This window comes from Actinophytocola sp., assembly GCF_050699935.1.
Lineage (GTDB): Bacteria > Actinomycetota > Actinomycetes > Mycobacteriales > Pseudonocardiaceae > Actinophytocola.
This window is the reverse complement of record NZ_JBOHGB010000175.1, coordinates 1-14,007: the sequence shown is the minus strand read 5'-3', so window position 1 is coordinate 14,007 and position 14,007 is coordinate 1. Positions and strand designations below refer to the sequence as shown.

Here is a 14,007-nt window from a genome sequence, read left to right as displayed (position 1 = left end):
GACGAGACCGTCCGTCCGACACACCGCGGTGCGGCCGTGTCGCGCACAGGGGATCACTACCATCGAGCGGGTGTCTCCGGTGTCACGTGGTCGCAAGTCGAAGAAGAAGTCCAAGAAGCGTGAGCCTGCTCAGCCGCGGCCGCGTGCTGCCGACGTGACCAAGCTCGGCTTGGCCGAGGTGGCTCAGTTGCTGGGGCAGCGGACGCGGCCGGTCTGGTTCGATCCGGCGCTCAAGACCGTGCTCGACGGTGCCGCTGCGCTCGACACAGCGGGTGGGCCTCGGGAGTTGGAGCAGCTGACGGTCGAACTGCTGGGTGCCGAGATGTATGCCGCACTCCAGGAATCTCATGACGGGTTGTGGTTCGCGTGGTGGTTCGAGGAGTTGGTTGCCGCGGCGGCCGCCCGAGTGGTGGAGGAGGCTGACACCGGTGCGGGGAGGTCGGCGTTTCTTTTGCTGAACGGGTTGACTGCCGTCGGCACGCCTGCGCTCGCTTCGGCGGCGTCCGCGGCAAGTCGGCGGGTGCGGAAGCTGTTGGCGGGCGTTGGTCTGCCGGAGTGGCTCGATGACCTTTCCCAGGTGGCGGGGACGGGGGAGGTGCTCCGGATGCGTGACGCTTACGGGACGCGTTTCGCGGTGCTCGCCGGTTTCTCGTATGGTCGTGATCGCGAGCCCTCGGTGTTCCTGTTCGACATCGACGCGTCCGGGATCATCAAGCTGGTCGGTGCGGGTGTCTTCGACGACATCGACCAAGCGGCGGCCGCGTGGCAGACCGCCATCGGCGACACGGCCGGGGAGACCATGCCTCAACCGGTTGCCGACCCCCGGGAGTTGCTGTGCCTCGTGCACTGTGACATCGGCGATGAGATGGGCATCTTCGGCGACGAGACTCGTGTCGTGATGGACAACTGGTTTCGCGCGGAACGCCGGCATCACGATCTCGCCGAAGCGCCGGGCAGGCGTGGCATGCCGCTGCCCGCTCACGAATCGCTGTACCACGATCTCGACATCAAACCGATGACCGACGAGTTCACCTCGTGGTACACCGACACGCACGGCGCCCGGCCCGCCCCTGAGGCACTGGCGGAGCTGGCGGCTGAATGGATGGAAGGCAGTATCCCCGAGACGTGGTACTCGGTCTCACCAGAACGGGTCAGGCACCACCGTAGGTTGCTCAGCGACTGGGTTCAGGACGACCCGATCACCCTTGCGGTGACGGCGTTGCTGCCCGACTGGGTGGCATGGCTGAGTGAGCGAAGCGGTCTGTCGAAGCACCTTTACGAGCGCGTCGATGCGGTCGCACGCTGAGCCGGTCGCGCGGGCACACTGATGAAGCGCGAGAATCGGCGGCATGCGTTACGGGCGTGCCGTGCAGAAGCTCAGCATCCTGGCCGACGCGTGCCAGCACACGACCAACTGGCCGACTGAGGGGCCGTTCCTGCTTGAGGCGTACGTGTTCGGTGATGTGCTCGAGGGCGTTGACCAGGTCGACCAGTTGGAAGTCGCGTTCGTGCTCGACGTGCCGTGCGAGGAGGTGCGGTGGGAGTCGCGTCCGGACGGCGGACTGGTTGATCCGCGTTCTCCGGCTGGACAAGGGCGGTTTCGCCTACTGGTGGCGTTTCCGGCACGATCCCGTGTGGAACCACCACATTCGCGGCCCGGTCCGGTTCTGGTCGGTCGACGGTGCTGACGAGGAGGTGCTGACCGCCCTGGCCAAGCGGCGGTTCGATGACCTGCCTCGCGTGACGGCAGAGCCGTCCGAGGTGTGGGCGCGGGCAACGGTCGAGCTGGATGCGGCGCTGACGCGCCTGCGGGATGTGCATCGGAACTACTGGGAACCCGACTGGCGTCGGGAGCCACCGGGGCAGCTACCGGTATCCCGAGAACGAACTGTGGGAGGCCGTCGAAGGCTACCTTGACCTGCTGGACGCGGCCGGTGCACCCGACCGGCAGGAATGAGCGGTAGACCAGGCTGACGAGGTGGGTGGGATCTGTCCTTGCGGATGCGCTTCCGAGCACGTCAAACGTCCGTCCAAAGAGGACGAAGCGCCCCAACTTCGTGATGTCCGGCGATCGTTTCTCGGTGTTCAATTTCTGCGGCGTGACATAAAGCGCCCGGGTGCGAACCATGTCTACAGTGAACACGGCTTTCTATCAATGGAGTTTCTCCGCGCGGAGTGCGGTTACAATTGCGTCGAACGGCGACCGCCCGGATCGACAACGCCGGCCACCCGGAGTGTGCTGACGGCCTGCCAGACGATCAGCACCATGACGACGCCGCTCACGGCGAGCGCGGGGACCGCGGCCAGGTTCGTGGTGAGCATCGTCGTCGTGTCCCGGCCGCCGGCCACGTTCATCGCGACCGCGACGCCGCCGCACAGCAGCGCGCCCGCCGCGCCCGTCACGCCGATCGCGGTGGCGAGCCGTCGTGGGGACACCGTGCGGCGGAAGGTCACGGCGAGCAGGATCAGCGCCGCGGCGGCGACCACCACGGTCAGCACGTCCTGCAGCACGGCCAGCGTCCCGACGGTGTCGCTCACCGTGGTGGAGGCCGTGCGCACCGTGCCGCTCGACCAGAGCAGGTCCCAGCCCAGCAGCATCGCGGGGAACACCAGCACGATCAGCAGCGCCGCCCGCCGCCCCTGCAGCGCGGTGAGCTCGTCCTGGAACAACGGGCCGACGTCGTCCACCGAGCCGAAGTCCCGTACCGCCAGCTGGGCGGACCGGGCGGGCGCCATGCCGGCGTCGCGGTAGGCCGCGGCGGCGTCGCGCAGGCCGGCCCGCGCCTCGGCGAGCATGCTCCGGCGAGCCTGCCGGGGTCCCCGGAGCACGCGCTCCAGCGCGGCCACGTGCGCGTCGATCGGGTCCGGCGTGCTCATGGCGTGCCCTCCACGGGCCGGAGCACCGCGCCGACCACCGCGGCGAACTCGTTCCACTCCGCCCGCTGCACGGCCAGGGCGTGCCGGCCCGCGCGGGTGAGCGAGTACGTGCGCCGCTCCCGGCCACCGACGCTGTCCCATCTGCCGGTCAGCAGCGCGGCTCGTTCCAGGCGTCGCAGCGCCGGATACACGGTGCCGGTCGGCAGGTCGAGTGCGCCGCCGCTGCGGGCCTGCAACGCCTCGATGATCGCGTAGCCGTGCCGCGGTCCGTCCGCGAGCACGGCGAGGATCAGCGCGTCGAGGTGGCCGCGGATGGCTGTGGGTCGCACGAGTAGGCAGTCTACGTGCCATCGTCCAGGGTCGTATCAGGGACGGATTGGGGGTAATCCCTGATTCATAGGTAGGCAGACTACTCATAGCGTCGGTGCCGTGAACACATTTCTCGGACTGGCCAGAAGCGGGCGGAAGCCCCGGCTGACCCTGTGGTCGCTGCGATTCGTGGCGACCGTGTACCTCGCGGTCGTGCTCGCCCAGCCCGTGCTGGCGGGGCTGTTCCTGACCGGCAGCGTCGACGCGATCAGGCTGCACGGTGCCGTCGGGTCCGGCGTGGCGGTGGTCGGGCTGGTCCTGATGGCCGTGACGGTGGCGTACGTGATCGCGGGCGGGCGGCTGTGGGCGATCCCGGCCGTCGTGGTGCTGTTCGTCGCGGCCGGCCTGCAGATCGGCCTGGGGCACGCGCGCGCGCTGGCGGTGCACGTCCCGCTCGGAGTCACGGTCGTGACGGCGTCGGTGCTCCTCGCCATCTGGGTATGGATGCCGTCGGCCGCCCGCCCCCGGGGAGCGCGGCGATGACCGGGCTGTCCCGCCGGTCGTTCCTCGGCGTGCTCGCCGGCACCGCGGCTGGCGCGGCGCTGGCCGGCTGTGGGCTCGGCCCCACCGGCCAGACCGGTGAGCAGCTGGTCAGCTCGCTGCGGCTGCCGAAGCCCTACCGGGTACCGCTGCCGGTGCCGCCCGTTGCGCGGGCGGTGGGCCGGGACGCGGACGGCGCGGAGCTCTACCGCGTCACGCAGCGGTCGGCGAGCGTCGAGCTCGTGCCGGGCGTGCGCACTCCGATCCTCGGCTACGACGGGATCTTCCCGGGCCCGACGATCGAGACCCGCCGGGGCAGGCCCGTCGTCGTCCGCCACCGCAACGAGCTGCCGGTGCCCACGGCGGTGCACCTGCACGGCGGGCACACTCCCCACGAGCACGACGGGTGGCCGCTGGACCTCGTGCTGCCGGCCGGCGACGGCCGGCTCTGGACGCCGCACCACGGGCTGACCGGCGACGTCGTCCGGGGCGAGCGGGACTACCGCTACCCGACCGACCAGCGCGCGGCCACGCTCTGGTACCACGACCACCGCATGGACTTCACCGGCCCGGCCGTCTACCGCGGGCTCGCCGGGTTCCACCTCGTGCGCGACGACGTCGAGGACGCGCTGCCGCTGCCGCGCGGCGACCGCGAGCTGCCGCTGATGATCTGCGACCGGTCCTTCGCCGAGGACGGCTCGTTCGTCTACCCCGGCATCGACGAGGAGATGCGGTCGGTGCCGGGCGTCGAGGACGAGTGGATGGAGGGCGTCCTCGGCGACGTGGTGCTCGTCAACGGCGCGCCGTGGCCGCGGCACGAGGTCGACGCCGCCCGCTACCGGCTGCGCCTGCTCAACGCGTCCAACGCCCGCCGGTACCGGATCGTGCTGACCGTGCCGCACGGGCCGGACCTGCCGCTGGTGCAGATCGGCTCCGACGGTGGCCTGCTCGCCGTGCCCGTGCGCCACCGGGCGATCGAGCTGGCGCCGGGGGAGCGGTTCGACGTGATCGTGGACTTCTCGCGGCTACCGGTGGGCACCGAGGTCACGATGATCAACGGACTCGGCCGCGGGTCCACGTCGGACATCATGCGCTTCCACGTGGTCCGCAAGGCCCCGGACGACAGCCGTGTGCCCGCCCGTCTGGCCGAGGTCGAGCGCCTGACGCCCCCGGCCGGCGCGACGACGCGGATCTTCCGATTCACCCGCGGCCGGGCCGGTGACCACGAGGGCTGGACGATCAACGGCGAGAGCTTCCACCCCAACATCTCCCTCGCCGACGTCCCGCTGGGCGAGGTGGAGACCTGGCGGTTGGTCACCGACGTGCACCACCCCGTCCACGTCCATCTCGACCAGTTCCAGGTGCTCGGGCGAAGCGGCGGCAGGCCGGGGGTGTTCGATGCCGGCTGGAAGGACACCGTCGACGTCCGTCCCGCCGAGATCGTCGACATCGCGGTCCGGTTCACCGACTACGCCGGCAAGTTCGTCATGCACTGCCACAACCTCGAGCACGAGGACATGGCGATGATGGCGACGGTCCGCACCGTCTGATTGTCCACTGTGGACTCCGGGGCTGGGCGGCCGGCTCGCCATCGAGGGCTTCGCGGGCGACGAGCACGCCGCCGACGAACGAACGCGACCGGCATGACGACGATGGCGGCGAACGGGATCGCGCACAGCAACGACGCCGGCAACCCCAGGCCGAGCGCGAGGCCGCGCCGGGTCAGGTTCATGCCACGCCGGTAGAAGGAGACCGCGACGAGTTCCAGCGCGAGGAACCAGGCGGTCACCAACGCCAGCGCCACCGGCATCACGGTCTGCCCGACGACCGGCACGAAGCCCGCGACGAGCAGCGGGATCGTGAACAACAGCGAGCGCAGCACCAGTACCAGGCCGTCACGTAGGCCCATCCCGAGCGGCTGCCACCGGCAGGTCCACCGCGCCGGCCGAGGCAGTTCCTCCACCTGCTCGGCGATGAGCTCGCAGAACGGGCCAGGCCGGAAGGTCTGGCTCGCGCTCAACAGTGAGGGCATTCCGGTGGCTCGTTGCACTGTCGAACGGCTGATGCGCGAGCTGGGTTTGGCCGGTGCCCGTCGTGGTCGTCGGGACCGCACCACGCACGCCGACGCCACATGCTCGCGGGCGCAGGACCGGGTGCAGCGGCGGTTCAACCCGTTGAGCACGTCGAGATCGCCAGCCCGGAATGGGTCGACTGGTTCAACAACAGGCGCCTCTTCCAAGCCTGCGGTGACATCCCGCCGACCGCGCATGGGGCGACCACACCGGAACGCGTGCGCGTGGTGGTGGAGCGGCCCGGGCCGATCGGCGGCGGTCCGTTGCGGCGGGTCGAACTGGGGGAGCCGGTGCCCGGGTGGGCGAGGTCAGGGTCCCGGTCGCGGCGTGCGGGGTGTGCCGCACCGACCAGCCCGCTGACCTCGGATCCGCCGTGGCCACGGTGGCAGTGCGGCCGGTGCCCTACCCGCCCAGCAGCGCGAACAGTTCGCGCACCGCCTCCACGCGGCCGGTGACCTCCAGTTCGCCCGCCTCGACCAGCCGGTTGAGCGCCGACGGGTCGGCTGCCAGTGCGCCGAACCCACGCCGGGTGGTCGTCACCGTGGCGTCGCCGTCCGGGTCGAGGCGGCCGGGCTCCAGGTACACCGCCCGGTTGGCGACCCCGAGGACGTACTCGCCCGGGTCGTCGTCCCGTAGCCGCCAGCTGACGGTCAGGTCCCCCCGCACCCTGGCGGGATCCAGGCTTACCCCGATCGCGTCGACGACGTCCTCGATCCCGATGCCCGCGAACACGTCCGGAGGCCCGGGCGGCGGACCGTCCGGCAGCCCCCCTCGCAGCCGGACCACCTCCGTCAGGTAGCAGTTGCGCCAGGCCGCCGACTCGGACTGGTACGCGAGCTGTTCCAACGCGTCGGCGCGAAGCAGGGCCGCCTCGGTGTTCTCCGGCTCAGCGCGCAGCAGCCGCCCCAGCACGTCGGCGACCCAGCGGTAGTCGCCGCGCTCGAAATCGGCGTGCGCCCGCTCGAGCACCGCGTCGGCGCCGCCCATGTAGGCGAGGTCCCGCGTCGCGGCCTCCGCGCGGCGCACGGGCTCCAGCGTGCCGGGGTCGAGCGCGTACCAGCCGAGGTAGCCGTGGTAGACGGCACGCACGCTGTGGGCGATCCGGCCCTGGCGACCGTACGCCGAGAACGTCTCGCGCAGCTCGTCCGGCAGCTCGAGCTCTGCCGCGATCTCGTCGGGCCCGAGCCCCCGGGCCGCCAGTCGCAGCGTCTGGTCGTGGAGGTAGCGGTAGGCGTCCCGTTGATGGCGCAGGAAGGCGCGCACGGCCTCGCCTCCCCAGTGGGGCCAGCCGTGCGAGCCGAAGGCGACCTCGGCGTGGTCGCCGAAGAGCCGCAGCGCGGTGCCCAGCTCCTTGCTCCAGGCCAGCGGATCGGCCCGCGGTGCGTAGACGTTGTGCAGCGCGGTCAGACAGCTCTCGGCGAAGCAGAGCACCCCGTGGTCGGGGAGGAAGAAGTTCATCTCGGCCCGCGCCTCGGTCGGGGGCACAACGCGGAAGACGAACCGCACGCCGTCGACGGTCGTCTCGGCCCCGCGCTCCGGGACCTCGACCGTCGGACCCACCAACGCCGCGCTGCCGGGCGCCATCTGCAGCCCGAGGCCGCAGTCCAACCGCCCGAGCGGGCCGGGCGGCACCATCAGCCCGAACATCGACGCGGCGCGCAGTCCCATCGCGGGCCCGGCCAGCAGGCTCTCCGCGGCCACGGCGGCACCGAACCCCTCGGGTGCCACCACCGGCACCCGGCCCGACCGAACCTCGGCCGGATCGACCACACCGGGCCCGCCCCCGAAGTGGTCGAGGTGCGGTCGGGTGTAGACCACACCCGTGACCGGCAGGTCGGCCACGTGTTCCCGGACGAGGTCGTGGGCCGCCCGCGCGGTCTCGGCCGCGCTCAGCGGATCGACGACGATCCATCCGCGGGTGCCGTGGACGAACGTCGCCGCCGCCAGGTCGAGGCCACGGACCTGGAAGACACCGTCGGCCAGCTGGAACAGGCCACCCTGGACGTTGCGACGGGCAACCCGCCACAGCCCCGGATGGACGCTGTCTGGGCGCTCCCCCGCGATGAACGCGAACCACCGCGGATCCCAGACCGGCCTGCCGAGCGGCCCGTCGATCGGATGCTGCGGCAGCGGCGCGACCAGACCACGCCCGGCACGCACGTCCCTGGCGTCCCCGGGCACCGCGGACGCCGCCGCGTTGACACCTGCCGTATACGGCGACGCGTCGCGGGGTCGCACCTTCTCGGGGATCTCGCTCACCATGTCAACCTCCTTCGTGTGGCGCGGTGGCCGGTCCACCGGGCCGAGGCCACTCGGGTGCGCCCATGCCGTGTCCCCCGGGTGGCGTCAACTATTACGCAAAACGCATTCTTGCCTGCCCGACGCGTTCGCTCTACGGTGGCAGTCACGCTTTACTGCAGTACTCGATTGGAGGCCATCCGCAGGGCGCCCGCTCCAGCACTTTCATTACCGGCGCTGAGACGGGAGCACGCGTGTGAGCAGAACAGCATTCGGACGTGATCGGGACCGATCGGCTGTACGGCATCACCGCACCATCACGGGGAATCGGGCAGTCCGCGCCAACTGGTCAGGGGTCCATCTCTGACTGTAATGCGAAGACTTCTCAGTACTAGTCAAACCTCTTGAAGATTGTTCAGGCAATCACTTTGACGATTGTCCGGGCAATCAATCGGGGTCGGTTATCGCGCACCGGACGCCGCGCGGGGGTGATACCGCCGTGATCCGCGACCGGCGACTTGGCATGCGGTCGCATGGTGTCCGGGCGACCGAGGGGCACGAACGTATCGGGGTATGCGTGACTCTTCTGCATCAGACACCAATCAACGACATCGTGCCGCGCCGCGTGCTGAACTCGGTGTTTCGGCATCGGCGGTTGACGGCACCTGAGCATCCGTGCGCGGCGCGGCCGTGCGAGACGTGCTACGCCGTTCATAGCGCCAAGCTGACGCGGTTCATCGAGCTCGATCTGCCCATCCACTTCGTGATGCCGGCGTTTCCCGCGAAATCGCCGAATCAGCGGAAGGTGCTCGGTGCGCTGCCCGATCTCGCGGAGCGGCTCGCATTGAAGTTCCTGCAGTCGTTCTGCGACGAGATCGCGGAGGTGCACCCGCCCGGGGCGCGGGTCACGATCTGCTCCGACGGACATGTTTTCGGCGATCTCGTCGGCGTTTCCGACGACGCGGTCACCCGGTACCGCGAGGAGCTCGACGCCATGGCGGCCGACGGGCATCTGCGATCGATCGATCTGTTCGGACTCGATGACGCGTTCGGGAACAAGGAGTATCCGTCACTACGCGATCTCTTGGAGCGACGGTACGCGCCCACCCTGAAGTCCATCCGGGAGAACGTGCGACACGACGATGATTGGCGCTCCCTGTTCAACGGGATACACCGGTTCATCTTCGAGGACCAGGTGGGCCTTGGCCGAGAGGCCAGCCGAACGGCGATCCGATGTGAGTCCAAGGACGTCGCCTATCAGACGATCCGGCGCAGCAATGCCTGGACTGCAGTCGTTGCCGAACGCTTTCCCGAGGCGTTGCGGCTGTCCATTCATCCGCAGAAACCGCACGCGGAGAAGATCGGCTTTCAGATCCTGCGGGCGCCGGACAACTGGCTCACGCCGTGGCACGGGGTGATCCTGCGCACCCACGCCATGGACACGTTGATCAAGCGACACGACGCCGAGCGGCTCAACGCGCGCCTCGTGTACCGCGACGACCGGCCCGACTACTTCGTGCTTCCCTCGGGCCAGACCACCGAAAGGAACTCTCGTGCCGTCCTCGACCACCCTTGACCCGACCCTGCTCCCCCGGACGCCGCTACACCCGTTCGGCCTGGCGGTGGAGCTGACGGAGGAAACGAGGCTCACCGACCTCCCGCCGACGACGCTCGCGCGGTGGACCGAGGAGGCCCGCGTGCTCGTGTTGCGTGGAGCCCCGCCCGTCGCGACGGACGACCTCGTCGCCTACTGCGAACGCTGGGGCGAGCTGCTGCGCTGGGACTTCGGTGCCGTGCTCGACCTGCGGCTGCACGACGAGCCAAAGAACTACCTCTTCACCGCGAACGACGTCCCCTTCCACTGGGACGGCGCATTCACGCCGGAGACGCCGGGCTATTTTCTGTTCCAATGCCTGGAAGCCGCGCCGCACGCGGGCGGCGAGACGGTGTTCAGCGATACCACGAAAGTTTATCGGGACGCACCGCCCGACCTGCGTTCCGAGTGGGCGGGAACGACCGTGACGTACGCGACCGAGAAGGTCGCCCATTACGGGGGAAAGGTCACCGAGCCGCTCGTCGCGGTGCACCCGCGGTCGGGGACACCGACCATCCGGTTCGCCGAGCCCCTACCGCCCGAGCAGTACCTCAACCCGCTTGGGGTGCACGTCGAGGGGGTTTCCGCGGACCGCGGGAAGGCCCTTCTTGAGGACCTCAGCGAACGGTTGCACCGACCAGAGTACTGCTATGCGCACGACTGGCGGGCAGGCGACATCGTGGTCGCCGACAACCACGCCCTGGTACACGGAAGGAATCGCTTCACGGGACCTGCCACCCGGCACCTGCAACGTATCCAGGTGATCTGAAGAGATGACGATGACGGACGCTGACGACGCACGCATCGGTCACGAATACGACGTGGTCATCATGGGTGGCGGTCCCGCGGGGTCGACGCTGGGCGCATTGCTCGCGAAGCGTTCCGACCTGCGCGTCGCGATCTTCGAGAAAGAGATATTCCCGCGCGAGCACATAGGCGAGTCGTTCGCTCACCCGCTGGTTCCCGTGCTTGAGGAGAGCGGCGCGCTCGCGAAGGTGATGGCGAGCGAGTGCTGGGTCAAGAAGTACGGCGGAATCTACAACTGGGACCACGGCAGGCCCCGGGTCGCCTACTTCGATCACAACAACGTGATGGACGACGGCGTATATCGCTGGTCGATGCACGTAAACCGGTTGGAGTTCGACAAGATCCTGCTCGACCACGCCGCCGCCTCCGGCGTCGACGTGGTGGAGGGGCTCGACGTCATCGCGTTCGACTCGGACAGTGACGGGTGCACGATCACCTTGCGCGGCGGGCGCACGGTCCGGGCCAAGTACTTCGTCGACGCCTCCGGGCGCCGCAACAGCATCGCCGCGAAGGCGAAGCGGCAGCAACTGTCGGACTACCGCAACATCGCGATCTGGCAGCATTTCCTCGGCGGTCTCCCCGCGCAGGGCCTCGACGGCGACTGGAACATTTTCCGGTCGGAGAATCTCTCGCCGATCGCCTGTTTCGCCTTCTCGGACGGATGGTGCTGGTACATTCCTGTTCCCAAGATCGTCGACGGAGAACGCAAGCTCACCCATTCTGTCGGCGTCGTGACCGACCCGATAATCCTGCGCGAGTCGGGCACCGACCTGACCGACCAGGCCACGTTCATCAAGACGGTTCGCGAGATACCCATCCTGCGCGACCTGATCCAGGACGCCGAGCCGGTAGCGCCGACCATGCTCACCGCCACGAACTACTCGATGATCAACGAGCGGTTCGCGGACTACGACCAGCGCTGGATCCTCGTCGGCGACGCCGCCTACTTCGTCGACCCGCTGTTCTCCTCGGGCGTCGCGTTCGCGACCACGCAGGCGTCGGCGACCGCGCTGCTGCTGCGCAGCACGCTTACCGGTGGCCTCAGCGAGCAGCAGCAGCGCGACCTGTGGCAGGACTACGACGTGGGCTGGCATGGCATGGCCGAGACCTTCGCGCTCTCGATCGACCAGTGGTACCACGCGATCCGCAAGAACAACCCGGACAGCATCTACTGGAAGAGCCGGGTCGCGCACGAGGGCGCCGACCTCGGCATCCAGGAACGAACGTTCGACGCGCTGCTCAACACGGCGTTCACGCCGGACCTGCTGGTGCTCATGACCGGAGGCACGGGCCGCATGAGCGACCTGGACCAGGACGGTCCGTTCATCAGAGGGTCCGCCCAGGCCGAGCCGGATCTCGCGGCGCCCACCGGGTCGATCGTGCTCGCCGAGGGTGTCGTCGCGCGCGGCAGCGTGGGGCTCGACGTGCCGGGCTTCAAGGCGTTCATCCCGCCGGCCCCCTTCGAGATCCCGCCGTCGCTGAAGGCGGCGATCACGGAGTACTGGAAGGACCCGGTCGCCGACGGCGCACGGATGCCCGCGCCGCTCGACGCCCCGATCCCCTCGCGCCGGTTCGGCTTCGCCGACCGCCCCGAGACCCCGGAGATCGCGGGCCTCGACCGTGATGGGGCGGGCGAGCTGGCGAGCCTGCTGCAGAACGGCGGGGTCGGCGTAGGCGAGGTGGAGCAGCGGCTCAGCTTCACCCAGCAGCAGCTGCTCAAGAGGCTCGCCCGCGCCGGGATGGTGACCGTGATCGGCAACACGACGTGATCGACACCGCCGGCCGTGGCGCTCATGTCAGAAGGTCGGGGAATTCGACATTGTGGCCATCTGATGGTTGACGTGACCGGCCCGTTGGAGGTGTTCACCGGCGCCAATCGCTGGCAGGTGTCCCGGGTGACGAACCGGCGTACGTCGTGACCACCGCCGGCCTCGGTGGTAGCCCGGTCTGTACGTCAGCGGCCTGCTGATCACGCCCGACTCCGATCTCCATCACGTGGGCAAACCGGATGTGCTCCCTCGTCCCAGGCGGCGAGGGCACGCACGCGCCCGATCAAGAACTCATCACATGGCTCCGCCAACACGGTCCACAGACACGGAAGGTTATGTCGGTGTGCATGCGCGCATTCCTGCTCGCCGTGGCCGGCATGTTGTCGGGGCGGCGGGCCACCACTCATTGGGCCTACTGCGAATCTCTGGCAGCCCGGTTTCCCGACGCCGCGGTCGCCGCGGAACCGATTTACGTCCGGGGCGGCAGCCTCTCCACATCAGCCAGTGTCACGGCCGGCATCGACCTTGCTCTGGCGCTGATCGAAGAGGACCTCGGTAGGGACGCCGCATTGACCATCGCCCGGCACCTCGTGGTCTTCCTGCGACGCCCGGGAAACGAGGCGCAGTTCAGCGCCCAGCTTGCCACCCGGACAGCGCGGCGCGAGCCCTTGCGGGACGTTCAGCAGTGGATCGCCGAGCATCCGGACGCCAACCTGTCGGCGGACGCCTTCGCCCAGCGGGCCAGCCTAGCTCGCGCCTGCGGCTTTGGCACACCGGAGGCGATGCGGCGCGCCTTCTTGCGCGCACTTGGCGTCGGCCCCTCCGAATACCGACGTCGGTTCCAGTTCGGTTTCACCCCTTCAATCAAGGAGAAAGATGCAGATCGCCATCCTGCTGTTTGACCGGCTCACCGCGCTCGACGTGGTCGGGCCCTACGACGTGCTTAGCCGCTTGCCGGATGCTGAGGTCGTCTTTGTCGGCGAGCGAACTGGTCCGGTGTGCAATGAGGTGGGCAGCCTCCACCTGGTCGCGGACGCCACGTTGGACGATGCGCCACGACCGGACATCGTGGTCGTGCCCGGGGGCCCCGGGCAGACCGCACACATGTCCGACGGGCCGGTCCACCAATGGCTTCGTGCGGCCGACAAAACCAGCACCTGGACGACGTCGGTGTGCACCGGTTCGCTGATCCTCGCGGCTGCGGGTCTGCTTGCCGGACGCCGCGCCACCTCACACTGGCTGGCCCTCGACCAACTCCCGGCCTTGGGTGCGACCCCGACCAGCGAACGCGTGGTCATCGACGGCAAGTACGTCACCGCAGCCGGCGTGTCCTCAGGCATCGACATGGCCCTGACCCTTGCTGGACGCATCGCGGGAGACGGGGTAGCCCAAGCGATCCAACTCGGCCTCGAATACGACCCCCAACCGCCCTACGATGCTGGCGCTCCGGACAAGGCCCCGGCCGACATCGTCAGCAACCTCCGTGCCCATAGCCCATTCATTCCCGAACGACCGGTGGCATAGCCCACTACTTCAGGCGCCTACGGGATCCGGCCTCCCAAGCGCGTGATCGCTGTGCCTACGACGATTCCGTGACCTCGATATCTGGGCCTCGCACCGCCCGGTAGCCGGTGCGCGCGTACTCCTGCACCACCGGGAATTCGTACGTGCAATAGGGTCTATCCCATGATCGGTGTTTCCGGCGTTGTTGATCAGTAGGTTTCGGCTCCCGGCCAGCGGTCACCGAACGTGATGGCGAACGCGTTGATCACGGGCTTCCACCGCATCGTCCACCTGGCGC

At 69.1% G+C, this 14,007-nt stretch carries 12 protein-coding genes and 3 pseudogenes; 11 read left to right on the top strand and 4 right to left on the bottom strand.

From position 1 onward, the window contains the following. The first annotated feature begins 70 nt into the window (after positions 1 to 70). The 3 genes and pseudogenes from ACRDTB_RS33465 (at position 71) to ACRDTB_RS33455 (ending at position 1,957) form a co-directional block, all read left to right on the top strand. Entirely contained in the window at positions 71 to 1,306 is a 1,236-nt protein-coding gene (locus tag ACRDTB_RS33465) for a hypothetical protein (protein ID WP_431436219.1), read from the top strand. Positions 1,307 to 1,349: 43 nt separating this feature from the next. After that, positions 1,350 to 1,917: pseudogene (locus ACRDTB_RS33460) on the top strand (DUF7711 family protein). Beyond that, positions 1,889 to 1,957 carry a hypothetical protein gene (locus tag ACRDTB_RS33455; protein WP_431436220.1) on the top strand — a complete coding sequence of 23 codons (69 nt, stop codon included), beginning with the start codon at positions 1,889 to 1,891 and terminating at the stop codon, positions 1,955 to 1,957. Before ACRDTB_RS33460 ends, ACRDTB_RS33455 begins: the two are co-directional and overlap by 29 nt. Before the next feature lie 224 nt (positions 1,958 to 2,181). Here ACRDTB_RS33455 and ACRDTB_RS33450 read toward each other — a convergent pair whose 3' ends face one another. Together ACRDTB_RS33450 and ACRDTB_RS33445 are read right to left on the bottom strand one after the other, a co-directional pair. Continuing rightward, entirely contained in the window at positions 2,182 to 2,877 is a 696-nt protein-coding gene (locus ACRDTB_RS33450) for a permease prefix domain 1-containing protein (RefSeq protein WP_431436218.1), read from the bottom strand. Then, the gene (locus ACRDTB_RS33445; protein WP_431436217.1) at positions 2,874 to 3,206 is read right to left on the bottom strand and encodes a PadR family transcriptional regulator; all 333 of its coding nucleotides are present in this window, start codon (positions 3,204 to 3,206) and stop codon (positions 2,874 to 2,876) included. Before ACRDTB_RS33445 ends, ACRDTB_RS33450 begins: the two co-directional genes overlap by 4 nt. 100 nt (positions 3,207 to 3,306) lie before the next feature. Here ACRDTB_RS33445 and ACRDTB_RS33440 point away from each other — a divergent pair, with 100 nt between their 5' ends. Further along, positions 3,307 to 3,729, top strand: coding sequence for a hypothetical protein (locus ACRDTB_RS33440; RefSeq protein WP_431436216.1), 423 nt, complete (start codon positions 3,307 to 3,309; stop codon positions 3,727 to 3,729). Then, complete coding sequence (locus ACRDTB_RS33435; protein WP_431436215.1) at positions 3,726 to 5,276, top strand: multicopper oxidase family protein; 1,551 nt, start codon at positions 3,726 to 3,728, stop codon at positions 5,274 to 5,276. Before ACRDTB_RS33440 ends, ACRDTB_RS33435 begins: the two co-directional genes overlap by 4 nt. Here the strand turns inward: ACRDTB_RS33435 and ACRDTB_RS33430 are convergent. Then, positions 5,212 to 5,719: pseudogene (locus tag ACRDTB_RS33430) on the bottom strand (EI24 domain-containing protein); the annotation flags it as partial. The gene ACRDTB_RS33435 and the pseudogene ACRDTB_RS33430 sit on opposite strands and share 65 nt — an antisense overlap. Positions 5,720 to 5,726: 7 nt before the next feature. Between ACRDTB_RS33430 and ACRDTB_RS33425 the strand changes: the two are divergent. After that, positions 5,727 to 5,894: pseudogene (locus ACRDTB_RS33425) on the top strand (IS3 family transposase); the annotation flags it as partial. A 306-nt stretch (positions 5,895 to 6,200) separates the two neighbouring features. Here ACRDTB_RS33425 and ACRDTB_RS33420 read toward each other — a convergent pair. Continuing rightward, the gene (locus tag ACRDTB_RS33420; RefSeq protein WP_431436214.1) at positions 6,201 to 8,060 is read right to left on the bottom strand and encodes an alkyl/aryl-sulfatase; all 1,860 of its coding nucleotides are present in this window, start codon (positions 8,058 to 8,060) and stop codon (positions 6,201 to 6,203) included. Positions 8,061 to 8,535: 475 nt separating this feature from the next. Here ACRDTB_RS33420 and ACRDTB_RS33415 point away from each other — a divergent pair, with 475 nt between their 5' ends. The 5 genes from ACRDTB_RS33415 to ACRDTB_RS33395 all read left to right on the top strand — a co-directional run bounded on the left by ACRDTB_RS33415 (position 8,536) and on the right by ACRDTB_RS33395 (position 13,730). Next, positions 8,536 to 9,612 (top strand): L-tyrosine/L-tryptophan isonitrile synthase family protein, encoded by a 1,077-nt coding sequence (locus tag ACRDTB_RS33415; protein WP_431436213.1) that lies wholly within the window; start codon positions 8,536 to 8,538, stop codon positions 9,610 to 9,612. Next, positions 9,590 to 10,399, top strand: coding sequence for a TauD/TfdA dioxygenase family protein (locus tag ACRDTB_RS33410; protein WP_431436212.1), 810 nt, complete (start codon positions 9,590 to 9,592; stop codon positions 10,397 to 10,399). The genes ACRDTB_RS33415 and ACRDTB_RS33410 overlap by 23 nt, the downstream gene beginning before the upstream one ends. A 10-nt stretch (positions 10,400 to 10,409) precedes the next feature. After that, positions 10,410 to 12,206 carry an NAD(P)/FAD-dependent oxidoreductase gene (locus ACRDTB_RS33405; RefSeq protein ID WP_431436211.1) on the top strand — a complete coding sequence of 599 codons (1,797 nt, stop codon included), beginning with the start codon at positions 10,410 to 10,412 and terminating at the stop codon, positions 12,204 to 12,206. A gap of 239 nt (positions 12,207 to 12,445) precedes the next feature. Beyond that, positions 12,446 to 13,108, top strand: coding sequence for a GlxA family transcriptional regulator (locus ACRDTB_RS33400; protein WP_431436209.1), 663 nt, complete (start codon positions 12,446 to 12,448; stop codon positions 13,106 to 13,108). Next, complete coding sequence (locus ACRDTB_RS33395; protein ID WP_431436208.1) at positions 13,083 to 13,730, top strand: DJ-1/PfpI family protein; 648 nt, start codon at positions 13,083 to 13,085, stop codon at positions 13,728 to 13,730. Before ACRDTB_RS33400 ends, ACRDTB_RS33395 begins: the two co-directional genes overlap by 26 nt. The last annotated feature ends 277 nt before the right edge of the window (positions 13,731 to 14,007 follow it).